This is a genomic window from Paenibacillus andongensis (genome assembly GCF_025369935.1).
Taxonomy (GTDB): Bacteria; Bacillota; Bacilli; order Paenibacillales; family NBRC-103111; genus Paenibacillus_E; species Paenibacillus_E andongensis.
In genome coordinates this window covers 1,401,306-1,420,440 of the sequence record NZ_CP104467.1, presented here as the reverse complement: position 1 = coordinate 1,420,440, position 19,135 = coordinate 1,401,306, and the positions used below count along the sequence as shown (strand labels likewise).

At 46.5% G+C, this 19,135-nt stretch carries 19 protein-coding genes; 10 read left to right on the top strand and 9 right to left on the bottom strand.

Annotated elements, in window-relative coordinates:
- The first annotated feature begins 321 nt into the window (after window positions 1-321).
- Genes NYR53_RS06475 through NYR53_RS06460 form a run of 4 tightly spaced genes read left to right on the top strand, consistent with a single transcriptional unit; the run spans window position 322 to window position 3,660 of the window.
- On the top strand, window positions 322-1,170 hold the full coding sequence (locus NYR53_RS06475) for a transporter substrate-binding domain-containing protein (RefSeq protein WP_261304442.1): 849 nt from the start codon (window positions 322-324) through the stop codon (window positions 1,168-1,170).
- 19 nt (window positions 1,171-1,189) lie between these two features.
- A complete protein-coding gene (locus NYR53_RS06470; protein WP_261304441.1) occupies window positions 1,190-1,867 on the top strand; it encodes an amino acid ABC transporter permease in 678 nt (225 codons plus the stop codon).
- Window positions 1,864-2,625, top strand: coding sequence for an amino acid ABC transporter ATP-binding protein (locus NYR53_RS06465; protein WP_261304440.1), 762 nt, complete (start codon window positions 1,864-1,866; stop codon window positions 2,623-2,625). Before NYR53_RS06470 ends, NYR53_RS06465 begins: the two co-directional genes overlap by 4 nt.
- 42 nt (window positions 2,626-2,667) lie before the next feature.
- A complete protein-coding gene (locus tag NYR53_RS06460; protein ID WP_261304439.1) occupies window positions 2,668-3,660 on the top strand; it encodes an agmatinase family protein in 993 nt (330 codons plus the stop codon).
- A gap of 142 nt (window positions 3,661-3,802) precedes the next feature.
- On the opposite strand, the gene NYR53_RS06455 is transcribed toward NYR53_RS06460, so the two are convergent.
- On the bottom strand, window positions 3,803-4,111 hold the full coding sequence (locus NYR53_RS06455) for a hypothetical protein (protein WP_261304438.1): 309 nt from the start codon (window positions 4,109-4,111) through the stop codon (window positions 3,803-3,805).
- Between the two features lie 108 nt (window positions 4,112-4,219).
- A complete protein-coding gene (locus NYR53_RS06450) occupies window positions 4,220-5,410 on the bottom strand; it encodes an oxalate decarboxylase family bicupin (protein WP_261304437.1) in 1,191 nt (396 codons plus the stop codon).
- Between the two features lie 276 nt (window positions 5,411-5,686).
- Here NYR53_RS06450 and NYR53_RS06445 point away from each other — a divergent pair, with 276 nt between their 5' ends.
- Window positions 5,687-6,331 carry a transcriptional regulator gene (locus tag NYR53_RS06445; RefSeq protein WP_261304436.1) on the top strand — a complete coding sequence of 215 codons (645 nt, stop codon included), beginning with the start codon at window positions 5,687-5,689 and terminating at the stop codon, window positions 6,329-6,331.
- Here the strand turns inward: NYR53_RS06445 and NYR53_RS06440 are convergent.
- Window positions 6,323-6,550 carry a hypothetical protein gene (locus tag NYR53_RS06440; RefSeq protein WP_261304435.1) on the bottom strand — a complete coding sequence of 76 codons (228 nt, stop codon included), beginning with the start codon at window positions 6,548-6,550 and terminating at the stop codon, window positions 6,323-6,325. The genes NYR53_RS06445 and NYR53_RS06440 overlap by 9 nt on opposite strands.
- Window positions 6,551-6,916: 366 nt before the next feature.
- The gene (locus tag NYR53_RS06435) at window positions 6,917-8,149 is read right to left on the bottom strand and encodes an alpha-L-fucosidase (RefSeq protein WP_261304434.1); all 1,233 of its coding nucleotides are present in this window, start codon (window positions 8,147-8,149) and stop codon (window positions 6,917-6,919) included.
- 108 nt (window positions 8,150-8,257) lie between these two features.
- Here NYR53_RS06435 and NYR53_RS06430 point away from each other — a divergent pair, with 108 nt between their 5' ends.
- On the top strand, window positions 8,258-9,103 hold the full coding sequence (locus tag NYR53_RS06430) for an AraC family transcriptional regulator (RefSeq protein WP_261304433.1): 846 nt from the start codon (window positions 8,258-8,260) through the stop codon (window positions 9,101-9,103).
- A gap of 586 nt (window positions 9,104-9,689) precedes the next feature.
- Here NYR53_RS06430 and NYR53_RS06425 read toward each other — a convergent pair.
- Entirely contained in the window at window positions 9,690-10,145 is a 456-nt protein-coding gene (locus tag NYR53_RS06425; protein ID WP_261304432.1) for a GNAT family N-acetyltransferase, read from the bottom strand.
- Window positions 10,146-10,170: 25 nt separating this feature from the next.
- A complete protein-coding gene (locus NYR53_RS06420; RefSeq protein ID WP_261304431.1) occupies window positions 10,171-11,520 on the bottom strand; it encodes an LLM class flavin-dependent oxidoreductase in 1,350 nt (449 codons plus the stop codon).
- A gap of 191 nt (window positions 11,521-11,711) precedes the next feature.
- On the opposite strand from NYR53_RS06420, the gene NYR53_RS06415 reads away from it, so the two are divergent.
- From NYR53_RS06415 to NYR53_RS06405, 3 genes are all read left to right on the top strand, one after another.
- A complete protein-coding gene (locus NYR53_RS06415) occupies window positions 11,712-12,497 on the top strand; it encodes a methionine ABC transporter ATP-binding protein (protein WP_261304430.1) in 786 nt (261 codons plus the stop codon).
- Window positions 12,494-13,162 carry a methionine ABC transporter permease gene (locus NYR53_RS06410; protein ID WP_261304429.1) on the top strand — a complete coding sequence of 223 codons (669 nt, stop codon included), beginning with the start codon at window positions 12,494-12,496 and terminating at the stop codon, window positions 13,160-13,162. Before NYR53_RS06415 ends, NYR53_RS06410 begins: the two co-directional genes overlap by 4 nt.
- Before the next feature lie 75 nt (window positions 13,163-13,237).
- Complete coding sequence (locus NYR53_RS06405) at window positions 13,238-14,125, top strand: MetQ/NlpA family ABC transporter substrate-binding protein (RefSeq protein ID WP_261304428.1); 888 nt, start codon at window positions 13,238-13,240, stop codon at window positions 14,123-14,125.
- Between the two features lie 67 nt (window positions 14,126-14,192).
- On the opposite strand, the gene NYR53_RS06400 is transcribed toward NYR53_RS06405, so the two are convergent.
- From NYR53_RS06400 to dpaL, 3 genes are read right to left on the bottom strand one after another with little or no spacing between them, the layout of a single operon-like run.
- The gene (locus NYR53_RS06400; protein ID WP_261304427.1) at window positions 14,193-15,431 is read right to left on the bottom strand and encodes an MFS transporter; all 1,239 of its coding nucleotides are present in this window, start codon (window positions 15,429-15,431) and stop codon (window positions 14,193-14,195) included.
- A gap of 29 nt (window positions 15,432-15,460) precedes the next feature.
- Window positions 15,461-16,711, bottom strand: a complete 1,251-nt coding sequence (locus NYR53_RS06395) for a Zn-dependent hydrolase (protein WP_261304426.1) — start codon at window positions 16,709-16,711, stop codon at window positions 15,461-15,463.
- 28 nt (window positions 16,712-16,739) lie between these two features.
- Entirely contained in the window at window positions 16,740-17,975 is a 1,236-nt protein-coding gene (gene dpaL / locus NYR53_RS06390; RefSeq protein WP_261304425.1) for a diaminopropionate ammonia-lyase, read from the bottom strand.
- Window positions 17,976-18,180: 205 nt separating this feature from the next.
- Here dpaL and NYR53_RS06385 point away from each other — a divergent pair, with 205 nt between their 5' ends.
- On the top strand, window positions 18,181-18,858 hold the full coding sequence (locus NYR53_RS06385; protein WP_261304424.1) for a GntR family transcriptional regulator: 678 nt from the start codon (window positions 18,181-18,183) through the stop codon (window positions 18,856-18,858).
- Window positions 18,859-19,135 lie beyond the last annotated feature (277 nt).

The window sequence follows — 19,135 nt, the reverse complement described above, 5'->3', positions numbered from 1 at the left end:
TTTGATATAAGCAGGTGGGTTTTTCAGTTCATAGGGATATAAAATTACTGCCCAATAGCAAGGCTGCCGATCGATCCTGCGGCAGCCTCTTGGTGTTGGTTATTCAGCTCTTTTTGTCGTTAGCTGGAGCATTGTGGCGAATCAAAGGGCGGCAAAATCTACCGCTGCGGCAAAAACTGCCGCTTTTGTCTCACCTAGCGAATTCTCTCGTAATCGCCAGGTGTATTTGAAACCCCTTATAAACACTCCTATTTTTCTCTCTATCAAATGCTTGGCATGATATTTGCTAAATAAGAGATATGCAATAACTATCAAATCAAAATGGGGGAAAAAACAATGACTTACCAAACGAAAAAAGTAATGCTTCTCACGATCCTGTGCTTACTAACGATTATTGCAACCGCTTGCGGTGGCGGGAAATCGAATCCGGCCCCGAGCGAACAGGCCAAAACGGCGAATGCATCAGCGAAAGTCAGCACGGACGAAGTGCTGCAAAAAATCGCAAAGAACAAAACGTTGACAGTCGGTACCGATGCGACTTTCAAGCCGTTCGAATTCAAATCGGGCGACAAATACGATGGTTTTGACATCGAGCTCATTCAAGCGGTTGCCAAAGAACTGGGTGCGGATAAAGTGGAATTCGTTGACACGGAGTTCAAGGGCCTGATTCCAGGCTTGCAGGCCAAGAAATTCGACTTGATCGTTTCCGCCATGTACATTACCGACGAACGCAAACAGACAATCGATTTCTCCGACACCTACTTCCCGGGCGGTCTGACGATCATGCTCAAAAAGGACAATGACAAGATCAAAGGCATCGAAGATTTGAAAGGCAAGAAAGTAGCTGTGCAAATCGGCACCAAATCCGTCAAATTTTTAGAAGAGAACTACAAGGACATCCCGCTGGTAAAGGTCGAGAAGAACACCGAGATGTTCCTAGAGCTCGAAACTGGCAAAGTCGAAGCTGTCGTAACTGGTGGACCTGCTGCCATGACGTACGCGAAAGAAAAAGGCACAGTGAAAGTGCTGCCTAAAGGACTGACGCAAGAATTTTATGGGTACGGTATCCGTAAAGATAATCCGGAATTCCAGAAAGCCGTTAACGAAGCGCTCGTGAAAATAAAAGCGAACGGCAAATACAACGAAATCTTCAAAAAGTGGTTTGAATAACTGGAAATGAGGGTTGACCATGCAGCATCTTGATTTTAGCATCCTAGCGGAATGGCAAAACATTCGTCTCCTTCTGAAGTCGTTATGGTATACGGTTGCTTACACGCTAGCGGGGTTTACGCTTAGCATCGTGGTCGGAACGATCATTTCGTTTGGGCAAATGGCCAAAAACAGACCGATCAGGTACTTGTCCCTCGCCTATCTTTCCTGGTTCCGGGGAACGCCGCTGCTCGTCCAGCTTTTCCTCTTATACTATGGCTTGCCGATCCTGTTCGGTATCGATACGGTCCCGTGGGTGTCCGGCATCATAGCCTTGGCAATGTACGGCGGCGCCTACTCGTCGCAAATCATCCGCAGCACCATCCAATCGATTGACCGGGGACAAATGGAAGCCGGCCGATCGATCGGCTTCTCCTATGCGCAAACGATGCGGAAGATCATCATTCCGCAAGCGGTTATCCGGATGTTGGCGCCGATGACCAACGAGCTGATTTCGTTGACCAAAAACTCGTCACTGCTGTCCACGATCACGGTGGTGGAGCTGTTCCGGCAGGCGAATATCCTGATCGCTGATACGTACAAGACGCTGGAATTTTTGATTGCTGTCGCCATTCTTTATTACGTGGTCAACAACATTATCGGATTCATCGGGATGAAGTTGGAGAAACGTCTGAGCACAGGAGATGACATGCGATGATACGAATTAACGGCTTACACAAAACGTTCGGCAGCAACCGCGTGCTGCGAGGTGTGGATCTTCAGGTGAATCGCGGGGAAGTCGTGGTCATCCTCGGACCTTCCGGTTCGGGAAAAAGCACGCTGCTGCGCTGCATCAACTATTTGGAGACGTTCGAAGAAGGGAACGTGTTCATCGAAGGAAAGGCAATCGGCCGCATTTCGGCTGGCGGAGAGTCCCGGGAGATGCCGCAAAGCGAATTGAATACGATGAGGCAGGAAGTAGGAATGGTTTTTCAATCATTCAACCTTTACCCGCACATGTCGGTGCTGCAGAACATCACGCTGGCTCCAATTTCATTGCGCGGCATACGCAAAGAGGAAGCGGAACTTCTGGCACTCGAACTGCTCCGCAAGGTCGGTTTGGAGGAAAAGGCGAATGCCCGTCCATCGAGTCTGTCCGGCGGTCAGAAGCAGCGCGTCGCGATTGCCCGCGCACTTGCCATGAAGCCGAAGGTAATGCTGTTCGACGAACCTACATCCGCTCTTGATCCAGAAACGGTGGGAGAAGTGCTTCAGGTGATGCGCAATCTGGCGCAAGAAGGGATGACGATGATCATCGTGACGCACGAGATGGGATTCGCCCGCGACGTGGCCGATCGGGTTGTCGTCATGGATGGCGGCGTTATTCTCGAAGAAGGAGCGCCCTCGGTCATTTTTACGAACCCGTCGCATCCGCGCACGCAAACATTTTTGAGCCAGGTGCTGCAAAACAACTGATATGAAGAAAGTAGCGGCTTCGATTCCAGATAGGAGGCATTCATGATGAACCAAATCCCTTATGTACAGCGGCCAAGTCTCGTATATACGCCCGGTCAAGGAGATCCTAACGTGACCCGGCTCAGTGATTGGATCACCGAATGGGACGGCGCCGAATTGTTTCACGCGGCCCTTATCGGTGCGCCGCTGTCGAAGAGCTCGATCAGCTTCTCCGGCGCCCATATGCATCCGACCGTATTCCGCCAGTTATTCAGCGCGTTCACAACTTATAACTTCGAAGACGATCTGGATCTGCTGCCGCTGCGCGTCCGCGACCTCGGCGACATCGTCATGCATACGACCGATATTCCACAATGCCACCATAATATCGAACAAGCATTCCAAGAAGTCGCTAGACGGTTCCCGACCGTCGTTCCTTGTTTAATCGGCGGCGACCATTCGATCACGTATCCAGCACTGACAGGTCTGCAACGCACTCGCGGTGAACGGATCGGGTTGATCCAATTCGACGCCCATCTCGATGTGCGGGACACCGCTTCCGGGGGAAGATCGAACGGGACTCCTGTTCGCAGTCTTATGGAAACCGGCGTCTTGCGGGGCGAGGACGTCGTGACCATCGGCCTCCGCAGCTTCGCCAATTCCAAACAGTACCGCACCTACGCCGAACAACAAGGTGTTACTCTATACACGGCGAAGCAGGTTCGAGAACGCGGCATTCAGACGATTCTAGAAGAAGCGATTGCCAGGCTTAAGATGAACGTCGATGTGGTATACGCCACGTTCGACATCGATGTTCTCGATCAGTCGGATGTGCCTGGAGTGCCAGCAATCGGACCGGGCGGCCTCTCCCCGCTTGACTTGTTTTATTGCGCGGAAGTGCTCGGGGCTTGGGATCGCGTCGTGGCTATGGACATGGTTTGCGTGGACCCGAACCGAGATACACGAGACCGGACGACACGGATTAGCATGCACGTACTTTTATACTTTTTAACCGGATTAGTCAAGCGGCTCAAGCTTACACCGGGCCATGTTTGACGGAACCAAAAGCCTTACTCACCCTCTGCCGGAAGGGATCTGGCGATTTTCCATGTAATACATGCAAAAAGACACCTTTACGGTGTCTTTTTGTTTATCCTTCTTATTTGCTAATACTCGCTAAAGCCCCGCGCTTATGGGTTCAAAAATTCGCATAGGCCAAAAAGCCCAGCAAGGGCACGATCCAGAGCAGCGGAAGACAGTTCCAGATCAGCGAAGCCTTATACCTCCGGCGGGAAAAAAGAATCCATCCCGCAATTAGCGCGGCCAGAAGTCCTAACGGGTAAATGACAATATAAGAAAAAATCAGCCAAGTCTTCACATCACTTACCGCATCAGGATGGTCGAACATCATGACCGACATTCCTGCTACAAATAGCCAAACCAATACAAACAAGACGTACACGATTTGTGACACGATCAATGTCCAAAGCGTTTTTTTGCGATTCATTCGTTTTACCCCCAAAAATTAGCGATACCTGTAAGTAGATATATTTCGACATCATTTTCAAAAACTCCTACTTGAAGTGCAGCATTGTATCTTCACCTATTTCGACCGTTACTTAGGATAATAAGAAAACCCCGGATATTTGACGACGGGCCATTCCTCTTTGCGCAGCGCATCCAATAGTTCGGGTCCAACATGCAAATTGTTTCTAACCAGATTACGAGGAGTAAGAGCCATCCATTGATTCAACGACACGTCAACAAATCGGTCGCTCTTGAACATTTCCAAAAACCATAACGTTTGATTACCGGTATTTTGAATATAGTGCCCAGTAGCAAATGGTACATAGCCGACATCACCTGCTCTATAATCAAATGTACGGGCTGTACCATTACCAGCAAATACCGTCATGCGTCCCTGTCCGGTAAGGTAATACTGCCACTCGTCGTTATTCGGATGCCAATGCAGTTCTCTCATTGCACCCGGTTCAATCTCAACTAGCGCCGCTGCGATATTTTTAGATATAGGAAAATTAGAAGAGTCTACGATTCGTACACTGCCGCCAGATGTTTTGATTGGTGTTTGCGCTAGTAGCTGATGCTTGAAGCTCAGGGGGATAGTTCCGTAAGGGGACTGTACCTTCTCATTTTCCAGCGGACCAGGAATCTTGTCTTGATAGATATAAACCTGCCCGGAAGGAATATGATTAAAGGCACTCGTAGGGACTCCGAAATTGGCCGATAGTACATCTTTGGGTGTGTGTGCAAACCAATCGGAGATCGATAAGGTGTTAAGGTCTGAAAAGTTCCCGTCATCAAAAACGAGCAAGAATTCGCAGTGCTCCAACCCTTGAATGGAGTGTGGCAGTCCTGGAGGAAAGTACCACAGGTCGCCGGGGCCTACGTCGGCTATGAAATTTCGCCCTTCTGAATCGATGGAAGTAATTCGCGCCCGTCCCAAAATCATATAGGACCATTCAGCTTGTTGATGCCAATGCAATTCCCGGACGCCACCGGGGGTCAAGCTCATATTTACACCTGCAAGCGTGGTCGCAATGGGTAGTTCCCTGACGGTGATTTCCCGTGACCATCCCCCGTGATTTAACGTCATCGAAGTGTCAGAGAATGAAAACTTCATGTTAGGAAGTAAGCCTGAATCCGTTACAGGCGGAACCAGCATGTCAGGGTTTTCCATATCCCTCATCACATCCCGGGGGCCGGCATCCATCCCTCCTGCGCCGTCATTTCGAATGGGCTGAGGCACATTTCCGAACGTACCTTGATTCCGTCTCGGAGTTTCCATTTCATTGACTCCTCTCATTGCTGGCGTTCTTTGTATACTCATTCTAAAAGATATATGATACAGAATCTGTGTAAATGACTTTCGTACCTCTAGCTGCTCTGTATCTTCCATAGCCCCTCTAGCGGAGGAGAATTATTTATATATACTGGTTGTAAGATGGTCGTGAAGCACACGCCGCTCTTAATCTCATGAAAAGCCAAGTAAATTTGTTACTTTGCGTTCGTGGATTGGGGCGGCGTTTTTATTTAGGGCCGGTACGATGGAGGATAATATGGCTTGAAATTTGAACAAGCATTTGAGCAGTTTTTGCAGCAGCAGGTGGAAGCAGAATCGAACGGGAGAAGACGGGAACATCTGGAAAAAGGGCTAGGCCACGCGGAGATGGAATTTTTGCGCACGATTTGGTACCCCGTCGTCGGGAACTTTAATCATCTTTACCCCGAATGGGAGGTGCGCGACTTCTCCAATGGATATCGATATTTAGATCTTGCCTACATGCCCGGTGATGCTAAAGGTGTCATTGAAGTGCAAGGCTTTGGCACTCATGCTCGCGATATCGAAGCGTGGAGATTCAAGGACCTATGCCTAAGGCACAGTCACCTAGCATTAGACGGATGGGTAGTTATACCAATCGCCTATTCATCGATAACCGATACACCGAAACAATGCCAGCAGCTAGTGCTTTCCTTAGTCGGAAAATTCGTATCGACAGGCGTACCGAAGGATTTGTCGTGGCTGGAAAGCGAAGCTTTGCGGTTTGCTCGGAGGCTGCTTCGCCCCCTTACCCCAGCTGATTTGGCGGATCACCTTAAAGTCACCACGAGACATGCGAGAACGCTCCTTCGTCATCTAGTAGACAAGCAGATGCTGGTTGTCACAAGTGGTCAGGAGCGAATTCGAACATATAAACTGCTAATCTAGTTTGGCGGGGAACGAGGTGCCGCTATTTCGGCGATTATGCCAATATGGGGCTGGTACGCGGAACGTAGTGGCGTTATATTGGTGTTTTTCGGCTTTTATAGCGCGAAAACGGGAGAATAACGGCTCCTCGTTCCGCGAAAACGGGAAATAAGCCGTTTCGAGCAAAATAAGGTATCTACGTTCCGCGAGCATAATCACCTTAAAGTCACCACGAGACATGCCAGAACGCTCCTTCGTCATCTAGTAGACAAGCAGATGCTGGTTGTCACAAGTGGTCAGGAGCGAATTCGAACATAATAAGCTGCTAATCTAGTTTGGCGGGGAACGAGGTGCCGCTATTTCGGCGATTATGCCAATACGGGGCTGGTACGCGGAACGTAGGGGCGTTATTTTGGTGTTTTTCGGCTTTTACAGCGCAAAAACGGGAGAATAACGGCTCCTCGTTCCGCGAAAACGGGAAATAAGCGGTTTCGAGCAAAATAAGGTATCTACGTTCCGCGAGCTAAATGGTCGTGCCTGGTATAACTGAGTACGGGGCCCTAGAGCTGAGCCACACAAACCCGAATCGATTTTTCCTTATTCTAATCAGCAATGATAACCGGCAAAACTCCGTATCAGAGCTTTGTCCACGCTAGCCGTAACTCGAAGCCGCAGCTGCTTGGTACGTACCGAATCAAACCGATCGATTTTCTTGTGGCCGATGGCACTTCCTTTCAGCAGTTCCCCCCATTGCCCTTGCTGCTCTGCTTCGATCACATAAGAACGGATGCGTTCGCCGTGGGCAATATCCTCCATCAAAATCACGTGATTGACATCGGTTTCTGCCTCAAACGACAACACTACAGAATCTCCCTCTCCATCTGTCGCAGCAATGGGGTCAGAGAATCTTCTCTTGATTTCGTCAGTGAATTCAAGCAGTCGGTTAACGTCCGCCTCTGGCAAGAGTCCCCGATTATCGGGAGCCAAGTTTAGCAAAAGCGTGCAGCCATGTCCGACTGAGCGATAGTAAATATCGAGTAAGTTGTCCAACGAGCGAAGCGTGTGCTCGTCATTCGGATGCCAGAACCAGCGATCCTTGCGGATCGGCACATCGCACTCGGCGGGCACCCATGCCGGTGTTTCCGGCAGCCATGCCGACATATCTTGCGTGTACATACTTAGCTTCGCGGATTCTGCCGTGTTCCAGCACGGATATGGCGCAACGCCGTCTTCATTGCCTACCCAGCGGATCGTGGGCGCCCCCATGTTGAAGACCATCGCATCCGGCTGATGCTGCTTCACTAATCCCATGATGCGTCGCCAGTCGTATTCCCTGCCATGAGAGCCGGCCCCATCGAACCAAAGCTCGACTAGTGGTCCATATTGCGTTAGCAATTCCGTAAGCTGAGCGGCATAGAAATCGTCATAAGCCTCCTTGTCCGAGTAACACGGTTCATGTCGGTCCCACGGAGATAAATAGATACCGAAACGGATGCCCTCCTGCTTACACGCATCCGCAACCTCTCGAACGACATCGCCTTGTCCATTTCGCCAAGGGCTCGATTTAACGGAATAATCGGTCGTTTCCGTCGGCCATAAACAGAAGCCATCATGGTGCTTGGCCGTTAAAACAAAGTAAGCAAACCCCGCTTGTTTGGCTGTTCGCACCCACTGCAGAGCATCAAGCTGCGTCGGGTTAAACAACTCCGGCGAATCCGTACCTTCCCCCCACTCCTGATCGCAAAACGTATTCATGCCAAAGTGACAAAACATTCCGAATTCCATATCCTGCCACTTAAGCTGCTGCTCCGTTGGCTTGGCTAGTATAGTGTGATTCATTATCGTAATCCCCTTTCAAACAATGTGATTGATATCATTGTAAGATGCGGAAACGGGGAAATGAATATATAATAATAGGAAGTTTTTGCACAATAGTAAGCTATCTTTATGAAAAAGGTGAACAGCAGAATGAATTTGGCTCGTACGTATTTATCAAATACACAGATCCACATGTCGACGGGTGCTCTTACGAGAGTGAGGCCAGACTGGGGCGGTACCAACATCATCCAAGGAGAAAACGTGCTCTATTTTTTTCTGGAAGGAGAAGGTTGGCTGAAAATCAATCATATCGAATACTACCCTGTTCCAGGGGAGCTGTTTCTGGTGCCAGCCGGAACGCGTATCTCTTGTTCAACCAATGAGAGCAATCCTTTTTTAACATATTGGTGTCACTTTACTGCAACAGTTGGGGAAAATAATTTGTTTGATTTGTTGATCACACCTCATTGCATCGCCATGAGAAATGACGATACGATAAAAAATCAATTCCAAGAACTGATTACCCAGCATGAGAGCGATGGGCTAGCTGCGCCTTTCATTGTCAAATCGTTATTATTTCATATGATATCACGATTCATTGAACGATCAACGGTAGATCCGCTCCAAACGACATCGATTCCATCCGTCCATAAACTGTATATTGTGCTGCAATATATCGAAAAGCACCTGACCGAACAAATGACAGTGGACATGTTATCCCAACTCGTCCATTTTCACCCGAAGTATTTTTTACACTATTTCAAATCGATGCTCGGCGTCTCACCTATCGTCTACATCAATAAAAAGAGAATGCAAAAGGCCAACCTACTACTCCTCCATTCAGATATGACCATCGCCGAAATAGCCGAACAACTGGGCATGCAAACGCCTTATTTATCCCGAATGTTCAAAAGGTTTACGGGCTTCTCGCCGAATGAATTTAGGCAGCAGCATAGGATGAGTCAGCGTTTATAACGCAAAAATCAGCAAACTTAAAGGTTTGTTGGTTCTTCTCTAAACGCGCCTATTTCTGTAAAAGCTCAATACGGACATGGTGAAACCCTTTAACATCATGAGGTTTCACCTCGGTTATTGACCAATATTTCGAGACAATCTCCCGCAATTTATTCAAGTCCTCCGTACGAAGCTCAACATCTGCCAGATAATCGCCTTCATCTCGCGTTAGTCGTGTTACTCAGCGCCATACGATTCGTGTGGGTAGTTGCCATGGAACAGCCTCCAAATGTGAAAATGCAAAAAAGACAACAAGAAACAAACTGAATCAGTTTGCTTCTCGTTGTCGAGTTAGCTGTATTTATTATCCGAAGGTTAAATAATTATCATTCTACTTCATCCTGCTATGAGGATGCGTTGACGGGCGATATATATGTCCAGTATATCTGGAACATCAAGCGCTTTTAATCCCTAGTTATTTGGTATGAATTACTACCCTTGATTAATTCTATTAATAACATCTGCAACAGTCAACAGTTAATTTGCGAAACCCGTATTTATAATTCCTTCTCATACAAGCTTCCTCGCCAGCTAACCTTCCCATTACTCAAGTCAAAGGTGCCTTTATAAGAAAATCATGGCTGCAATAAAATGTGTTCAACACCTCATTGGCAGCCATGCAATCGAGTCTCAAGAATTTTTTGTCTTTGGATTTCACATAGTCTTCGATCCATGCCAGAAAATAGCCGCCAAATCCGCGTCCTGCCTGAGTTCTACGGACCGCAAACCGATGCAAATATCCGGATTCCTCGTTATGTAGATCCCCCCATACGCTAGGATCGGACCATTGGAGGGCAAAGCTTCCCACATATTCATTGTTATATTTCGCTAGAAAGATATGCCGATTGGTAAAATAGTCCAAAACAACATCTCGGTTAAAATGTTCAGGCCGCCATTGGTCTATGCCTTTGGACTGCATCCAATAAGCGGCTTCTAGCCATATCGCTAACACCTCTTCTACTTGAGCTGGCGAGGCTTCAAATATTTCTAAATCCTTTAACATGCTCTTCCTCCTTGTAAGGGGATCGTTACTTATTGGATGCCGACTGTGTTAAGCTATACCGATTTTGGGGCACCGGCAAATTCAAATGATCACGAAGCGTGTCACCTTCGTATTCAGTCCTGAATAAACCTCTCTCCTGCAAAAGTGGGACGACCAGATTTACAAAATCCTCCAAACTGCTCGGCAAAAGCGGTGACATCAGCATAAAGCCGTCTACTGCTCTTTCAACAAACCATTTTTCTAAATTATTGGCTATTTTTTCAGGTGTTCCTACAAAGTCGTTGACGGTATAAGACCCGGTTAACAAAGAGTATAGTTCTCTAAGGGTAGGATTTTCTTTGATAACGAAAGGACGAAATTTCTCATATTCGAATCGTACACCCGTTAGTTCGCCAAATCCAATATCAAGCGATCGGGTTTGGAGCGTATGCTCACTCAAATCCAAGCCTCCGAAATAATCGGTCAGAAACTTTAAGCCTGTTTCATCGGTTATTAAAGATTCCAAGTAGTCAAGCTTCTGCTGCGCGATCTCCTCGGTTTCCCCAATAATCGGCGAAATGCCTTGTAGAATATGAACTTCATCCGCGGAGCGGCCGAATGAGACGACCTTACTTTTGAATGAACGGTAAAATTCTTGAGAGTCCTCGAGGCTATTTTTATGTGAAAAAATAACCTCTGCGCTCCTGGCGGCAAACAGTTGTCCAGGCTCCGAAGATCCGGCTTGCACCAGAACAGGATGGCCTTGTTTGGAGCGATGAATATTTAACGGCCCCTGCACCGAGAAAAACTCGCCTACATGGTCCAGCTTATGAAGCTTGCTGCGATCAAAAAACTGCCCGCTTTCTTTGTCACGGATAAAGGCGTCATCCTCCCATGAATCCCATAAGCCTTTGATCACATCAATAAATTCTTCGGCCCTTTTATATCGATAGCTATGCTCAAAATGCTCACTGCCATTGAAATTCAATGCTGTATTCCCAGACAAATCTCTAGTCGTTACAATATTCCAACCGGCTCTGCCCTTGCTGATATGATCGACGGACATGAATTGACGCGCTAAATTAAAGGGCTCCACGTATGAGGTGGAGGCTGTCGCGACAACGCCGATCTTTGAGGTTGCCCCTGCTAACGCTGTAATTAAGGTGATAGGTTCATAGCGGGTCAAAATGTTCGGGTGCGATTCCTCATTGATAGCCAAGCTATCCGCAATAAAGGCAATATCGAACTTCCCTCTCTCCGCAATTTGAGCCAAATGTTTGTAATAATCAATATCAATGCTGGCATCCGCCTGAGCTTCAGGATGTCTCCAAGATGCTACATGCATACCGGTTCCCACCAAATAGGCGGACAGTTTTATTTGTCTTTTACGAGACATGGGTCTTCCTCCTTTAATTCCAAGTAATACAATAAATTTAATTTGTTTTAATTTACCACCCTCCCCAATAACCGTCAATCCCAGAATGAAAAGCCTGAACAAACGGCAAAAGAAATATTCTTGACAGAATTTGAGACATGATTTAAATTAAACTAAATCACTCGGATTAATCGGTTTTAAGGAGGATCACAATGATTGTCATCAAAAATCTTAATAAAACATATCGAACATCCCAGTCAGTTTTCACTGCCTTAGAGAATGTCAACCTTGAGATCGAAAAAGGGGATATCTTTGGCATTATAGGCTTTAGCGGTGCAGGCAAATCAACACTAATCCGATGTCTGAACCGGTTGGAGGAGCCTGACTCCGGGAGCATTGAGATCGAAGGCAAGGTCATTACAGATCTGTCTGAGAAAAACCTGCGCCAAGCTAGGCTGAAAATCGGCATGATTTTCCAACAATTTAACCTCCTTGATTCCAAGACTGTATTTGAAAATGTGGCCTTCCCGTTGAAAGTTGCCGGTCATCCCAAATCGTACATTCGCCAGCGTGTTAGAGAAATACTGGAGCTTGTAGAACTAAGTGACAAAGAGAATGCCCATCCATCCCAGTTGAGCGGAGGTCAGAAGCAGCGGGTTGGCATAGCCAGAGCTCTCGCGAATGAGCCAGACGTACTGCTCAGCGATGAAGCGACATCAGCGCTTGATCCTCAAACGACTTACTCGATTCTAGAACTGCTAAAAGACATCAACCGTAAGCTTAATTTGACCATTGTGCTGATCACCCATGAACTCGATGTGCTGCAGCACATTTGCAAAAACTTTGCGGTTATTGAGAAAGGTAAAATCGTTGAACAAGGAACCGTGGACCAATTTTTCCTACATCCAGAAAGCGACACTGCCAAGAAATTCGTAAAAATCATTGATTTCTACCGCAGTAAGCATCACGTCGAAGAAAGGGTGAGAGTTAGCATATGATTCAAGAATTGATCGAATTACTCTGGCCTGCTCTTTTAGAAACACTCTATATGCTGTTTTGGTCTTCCATTTTCGCATTGATTATGGGTATTGCACTCGGCGTCACTCTGGTGGTAACGGAGAAAGGCGGTATTCTTGAAGCTACGGGGCTCCATAAAGTCATTAGTATGGTCATTAACTGCATTCGCTCCATTCCTTCTATCATCTTAATCGTCCTGCTGCTGCCTTTATCTCGTTTGATTGTCGGAACCACCTTAGGTCCTACGGCCGCTATTGTCTCACTTTCGATCGGTATCGCACCTTTCTTAGGAAGGATTATCGAAACATCGTTGAAGGAAGTTAGCATTGGGAAAATAGAAGCGGCAAAGGCCGTTGGCGCCTCCCCTTTTACGGTAATATTTAGAGTGCTTATTCCCGAAGCTCTGCCAGCGCTTGTGCGCGGAGTCACGATTGCCATCATCGCCATCACGGAGTTTACGGCCATTGCCGGAGCCATCGGTGCAGGAGGACTCGGCAGTTTGGCCATCCGTTTCGGATATCAGAGATTTCGTGAAGACGTCCTCATCGCAACGGTCATTATCATTATTCTTCTTGTGCAAATTTTTCAGTGGTCAGGAGACTACATCTCTAGATCCATAAATAAAAAACGGTTCAAGCTTGATTAATGCTAGAGCATTTTGTTTCTATTGGGTTTCATTGCATGACCAAATATACATAAAAGAAATAGGAGTGAGTTATTCATGGCTAAAAAGGGATTCTATTCTATCGTTTCATTATTCGCAGTTCTTAGTGTTATCCTTGCTGGGTGCGGTGCCAAGAGCAGCACGGAGGCATCAAGCAGCCCCAAAGCAGCTGCAACAGCCGCAACTACGGCAGCACCAACCAGCGCTCCAACAGAAGCACCAAAAAAAGAAGTTACTTTAACCATCGGATCCGCAGAAATTCCGCACTCTGAAATCCTTAATTTCGTTAAACCGAAGCTAAAAGAACAAGGAATTAACCTCGTCGTTAAAGTCACCGATGAAGGTCTGTTGAATCAGCTGCTTAAAGATAAGCAAATCGACGCGAACTACTTCCAACATGTGCCTTACTTCGATTCGGTTAAAACTGAAAAAGGCTTCGACTTTGTGAATCCGATCAAAGTTCACGTTGAGCCAATCGGTTTCTACTCCACCAAGCTTAAATCGAAGGATGATATTAAAGATGGCGCGAAAATTGGTATTCCGAACAACCCCTCCAACGAATATAGAGCGCTTGTACTCCTTCAGCAGCAAGGATTAATCAAGTTGAAAGACGGTTTGACTACCTACCAAGCAACGCCTAAAGACATTGTCAGCAATCCGAAAAACCTAAAATTCGTGGAAGCTGAAGCCCCTACATTAGCTAGATCCTTACAAGATCTTGATGGCGCGGTTATCAACACGAACATTATTATTGAGGCGAAAATCGATCCAAAAACAGCCTTGTTCAGAGAAGATGCAAACTCTCCTTACGCCAACGTAATTACCGTTCGCAAAGGCGACGAAAACCGCGATGAAATCAAAAAACTGGGAGCTGCTTTGACCTCTCCTGAAGTGAAAAAATTTATCCAAGACAAGTACGGAGTAGCAGTAGTTCCTGCCTTCTAAAAAGGAAAAAGCGTCCTTCAAACCGACTAAACAGTTTGGAGGACGCTTTTTATTTCAAATTCCGAAATTATATCAGCTCTTTGCGTGCTTTCAAATATTTATACAAGATAATGCCTGATAACGCACAGATGAGCGCACAAAGTCCGATAAATCCGTATCCCGCTTGTAGTCCGCGCACCAGCGCCATTTCCCCTTCTGATCCGTAGAGGTTTTTGATGCCGTTGGTGATAGCCCCAATCGCATAGTTACCGATAACGCTCCCTATACCCATGAGGGTAACGGCAAATGTGATGGCAGTTTCACTGCTGTGTGGATATCTCCTAGCAATAAAGGCCATGACCGTTGGGTAAATCAGCGAAATTCCTATTCCAGCTACAGCGAACAGAAATGCAAATGACTCTCCTCCCCAGATCGCGAGGAAGGTACTTACTGAGGAAAATCCAGAGAAAATAATGAGGGATAGATTGAACCCGATCTTATCTGTGACTGGTCCCAGCAGAAGTCTTCCAAGCGAGAAGCATAAGAAGAACGCGGACAACATGCCGGATGCAGAAACGGATTCCCACTTATAGGCTTTTTCCAGAAAATTGACCAACCATCCTCCCACCGCCATTTCCGAAACGACACCAGACGTAAGAATGAGTACGATTAGCCAAATAGCAGGATCGCGTATCAACGTTTTTAACGGAGTTTTCTCCTCATGCGGCAGATTGTCACCCGGAAAAGAGCCGAGAAATGCTGGAATCATCGGCAGTACGGACAAGGAAAGCATGATGAGATACATCCCCCGCCAGTCTACCATATGCCCGAACAGACTCACCGACATCAAACCTGATGCAAGCATGGGGGCTGCAATAGAACTGAGCCCATAAAAGAAATGGGACAAATTCATCATTGTGCCGGTATTTTTGACAAAAATACGAGCTCCAAGAATGGCAAGAGCGATCTCAAGCATACCATTGCCAATGTACATCAAAAAATAAGACGAGGAGAAAATCGGATAGCTGCGGGAGAAAAAGATAAGGATTCCCGAAATCAGCATAGTCCCGAAGGCAAGAAGGCTCACAGCTTTGACACCCAATTTACGGGTCAAGTACGCCGTAAAGGCGCAGGCGATCAAATAACCAAACGCATTGAGTGACAAAAGGGAGCCAAGCTGCTTCTCATCCAGACTAAAATCGTATTGAATAAGCGGAATTGCTGGACCTTTAATATTTTCTGATATTCCAAAAATAATGAATCCCACAAAGATGGTTGCCAACTGCATAGCATACGTTTTATTTAAGCCACTTGCTCGTTCACTCATTGAAGATAATTCTCCTAATTCACAAAAGGTTAATCGAGGCCAGCTAGCTTGCCTACGACGTCAAGCAGTATGTTGGCACCGTTAACCAACTCAGGCCCCGAAGTGTATTCGCGAGGATTATGGCTGATCCCGTGGGCGCTAGGAACGAAGATCATAGCCGCCGGGCAAATGCGAGCGATCATCTGAGCGTCGTGGCCTGCGCCAGACGTCATTCGCTTGGAGCTCAGTCCCCGCTGCTTGGCGGCCTGCTCTACCAACTCGACGATGGTGTTGTCAAAGATGACAGGCTCAAAGCGAGCCAGCTGCTCGACAGAGATCGATACGCCTTCGGCAGACGCGAGTTCTATTAAATAATCTGCGAGTGCAGTTTCTTCATTCTTTAATCTCATCTCATCCGGATCGCGCAGGTCAACGGTGAACGTGGCACGCGACGGGATAACATTGATCGCATTGGGCTCGAAATTGATGCAGCCGACCGTCGCCACGGTGGGCGCGTTCGAGCCGGAGACTCGGTCGCGCAAGAATGTCATTACACGGGCAGCCGCATGTCCTGCATCGTGTCGCATTGCCATGGGTGTCGTACCGGCGTGGTTTGCGACACCTTCAATCGTAACGCGCTGCCACGAGATTCCCTGAAGGTTCTCCACCGCACCGATCGGGATGCCCTCACGCTCGAGCACCGGTCCTTGTTCGATGTGGAGCTCGACATAGGCGTGCGGCTGCAAGAAGCCCGGCTCTTCCGCGCCCGCATAACCAATACGCTCAAGCTCTGCACCTAACAAGGTCCCGTCGGTGCCCACTGTTGCGAGCGCCTCCTCGACCGAGAGACCTCCCGCAAACACTAGGGAGCCCATCATGTCAGGCGCATAGCGCACGCCCTCCTCATTGGTGAACGCTGCGACCGCGATCGGACGGGAAGGGACAAATCCAGCCGACCGCAAGGTCTCGATCACCTCGACGCCGGCGAGCACACCATAGCAGCCGTCATAAATACCGGCATTGATGACCGTGTCAATGTGCGAGCCAACCAGGATTGGCGCGTGATCGCCATTGTCTGAACCTCGCCAGATGCCGAAAACATTGCCGATGCGATCAACCGCAATCTCCAAACCGGCATCCTTCATCCAATCCACAAGCGCGTTGCGACCTGCCTTATCGGCTTCGGAGGCGGCCAACCTCGTCAGTGCACTATCATCGTCACGGCCAATCTGCCCGAGCTCACGAATTCGGCCGAGCAAGCGATCGGCGTCGATGGATAGGTTTAAACTTTTAAAAAGCATCTAACATTTCCCCTTTCATTATAGCCTATTATTTGGAATAAATAGATGGATAGATGCCATCCCACACTATTTTCCTGTAACTTTCAGGGTCTGTATCTCCCTCTGTGCTAATAATGAGAATGTTTGAATCCTTGTTAATATTTATTTTTTCAGCGATTTCAGGAAAATCATTTTCTTCCAAAATCAAACTTAAAACGCCCAAACCGACGGCACCGGATTCGCCTGAAATAACTTTAGGATCACCAGCTATTGGATTTCCCAGCATTCTCATCCCCTTCGCCGACACATGATCAGGACAAGCTATATACATATCCGCATAATCTCTTAAAATTTCCCAAGCAATTGTACTAGGCTCACCGCAAGCAAGCCCTGCCATTATAGTAGACAAATTACCTGTTACTGCATGAGGCTTCCCATCATTTTTTGAAACAGATTTAAATAGGCAAGCAGCTTCATTGGGCTCAACAATGATCGTTATAGGTCTATCCTCACCAAATTGAGATAACAAATATCCTTGTATACTTCCGGCAAAAGAACCAACCCCAGCTTGAAGAAATACATGAGTAGGACTCTCTTGTCCAGAAGCCTTCATCTGTTCCATTGCTTCATCAATAAGCGTACAGTATCCTTGCATAATCCACGCGGGGATTTTTTCATAGCCTTCCCAAGCACTGTCTTGTATCAATACACCATTATGTTCATCTGCATATTGATTTGCCAATCTTACCGCATCATCATAATTTAAATCCGTTATAGAAGCTTCTGCTCCTTCTTTTCTAATATGATTTAATCGTATTCCTGATGAACCTTTTGGCATAAATACGACTGATTTTTGTCCTAGCTGATTTGCCGCCCAGGCAATCCCTCTTCCATGATTCCCATCCGTAGCTGTCACAAAAGTAATATCCCCGAGTATTTCTTTCATTTCTTTCGATCTTAGTTTTTCAAAAGAAAGCTCTGAAATATCCATGTTCAATTTTTCTGCCAAATATTGTCCTACAGCATAGGATCCGCCCAATACTTTAAAAGCATTAAGTCCAAATCTGTAGGATTCGTCTTTGATCCATATCTTACTAACGCCTAGTTTTCGTGACAATCCGTTTAAGCTATGCAGTGGAGTTACTTGATATTCGGGAAAACTCCTGTGAAAATGTCTAACTTTTTCTACAACTTCTTTATCCAAAAATGCGATACGCGTTTTATTGATTTCTTTTTTTCGGGCATACTCATTTGCAATATATTTCATTTCTGCTATATCCCTCATTTGCCTCATCCCCCAAATAAATGTGTTAGTTCTTATGGCAAATATCATGCGATTGCCTATTGATATGTGATATATTACATGTTACATTTGAAATAATACAGTGTCAAGATCCCTTGTTGAAACAACAGGTACCTTCTTTACTCGCTTGATGAACACAAATTCCACATGATATATTACATACAAGTAATGTTGAGGAGGTATTTAATTGTTACCTACACATGCATCTAAAGTAAACCGCTCTTCCATACGGGAACAGGTTTACCATCAAATACAAGAATGGATCATAACCGGGATTTTAAAACCTGGGGATAAATTGAAAGATCAAGAATTAGCCGAGGTGTTAGGGGCAAGTCGCACGCCAATTCGTGAGGCTCTTCTACGATTAGAAGAAGAAGGCATGGTGCAAACAAAAGCAAATAGCTGGACACAAGTGGCCCCAGTTGATTTTGATGAAGCTTATCAGCTGTACCCGATTATCTGGTCGCTGGAGAAGCTTGCTGTTTCATTTGCTCAGACAAATTTTCAAGCTATTCATGTAGAGCAGTTAGAAGCATTTAACGAAGGCCTTACTCAGGCTTTGAAAAATGAAAATGCGCTGGATGCACAGAAGTTTGATCATCAATTTCATCAAGTCTTTATCGATTTATCAGCTAACAAAGAGCTTATCCGTGTATTAGATGGTTTGAAGAAAAAGCTTCGCCGTCATGAAGTTACCTACTTCAACGGTTTTTTAGGAGCCGCGCAGTCTGTCGAGGAGCATACGAAATTTATCCAAGCAATAAAAACAGCGGATTTTGCTGCAGCTGCTGAAATGATCGAAGTGAATTGGAAAGAGAGTTTTCAAAGACGTTTATCCATTTTTGAAAATAATGAGATGAAATAACTGTTTAAAACACAAGGGCAGCTCCCAAGTCGGCATTCGACTTGGGGGCTGCCCTTTGTTACAATTCTTCATTTTGTTTCGGAAATAGAATTACGTTTTCTTTTAGATATCCATGCTGTTAGACAGATCATAAGCAGCGTGGGTACAATCGTCCACAAGCTCACAATTATAAAAAGCCACTGGTTACTTTGATTGGTCTCAAGCATTTTGCTTTTCGGCAAATAATTAAGAAGAAACAGTGTCCATATAACCGCGGCTATGTGTAAGTACACAAATG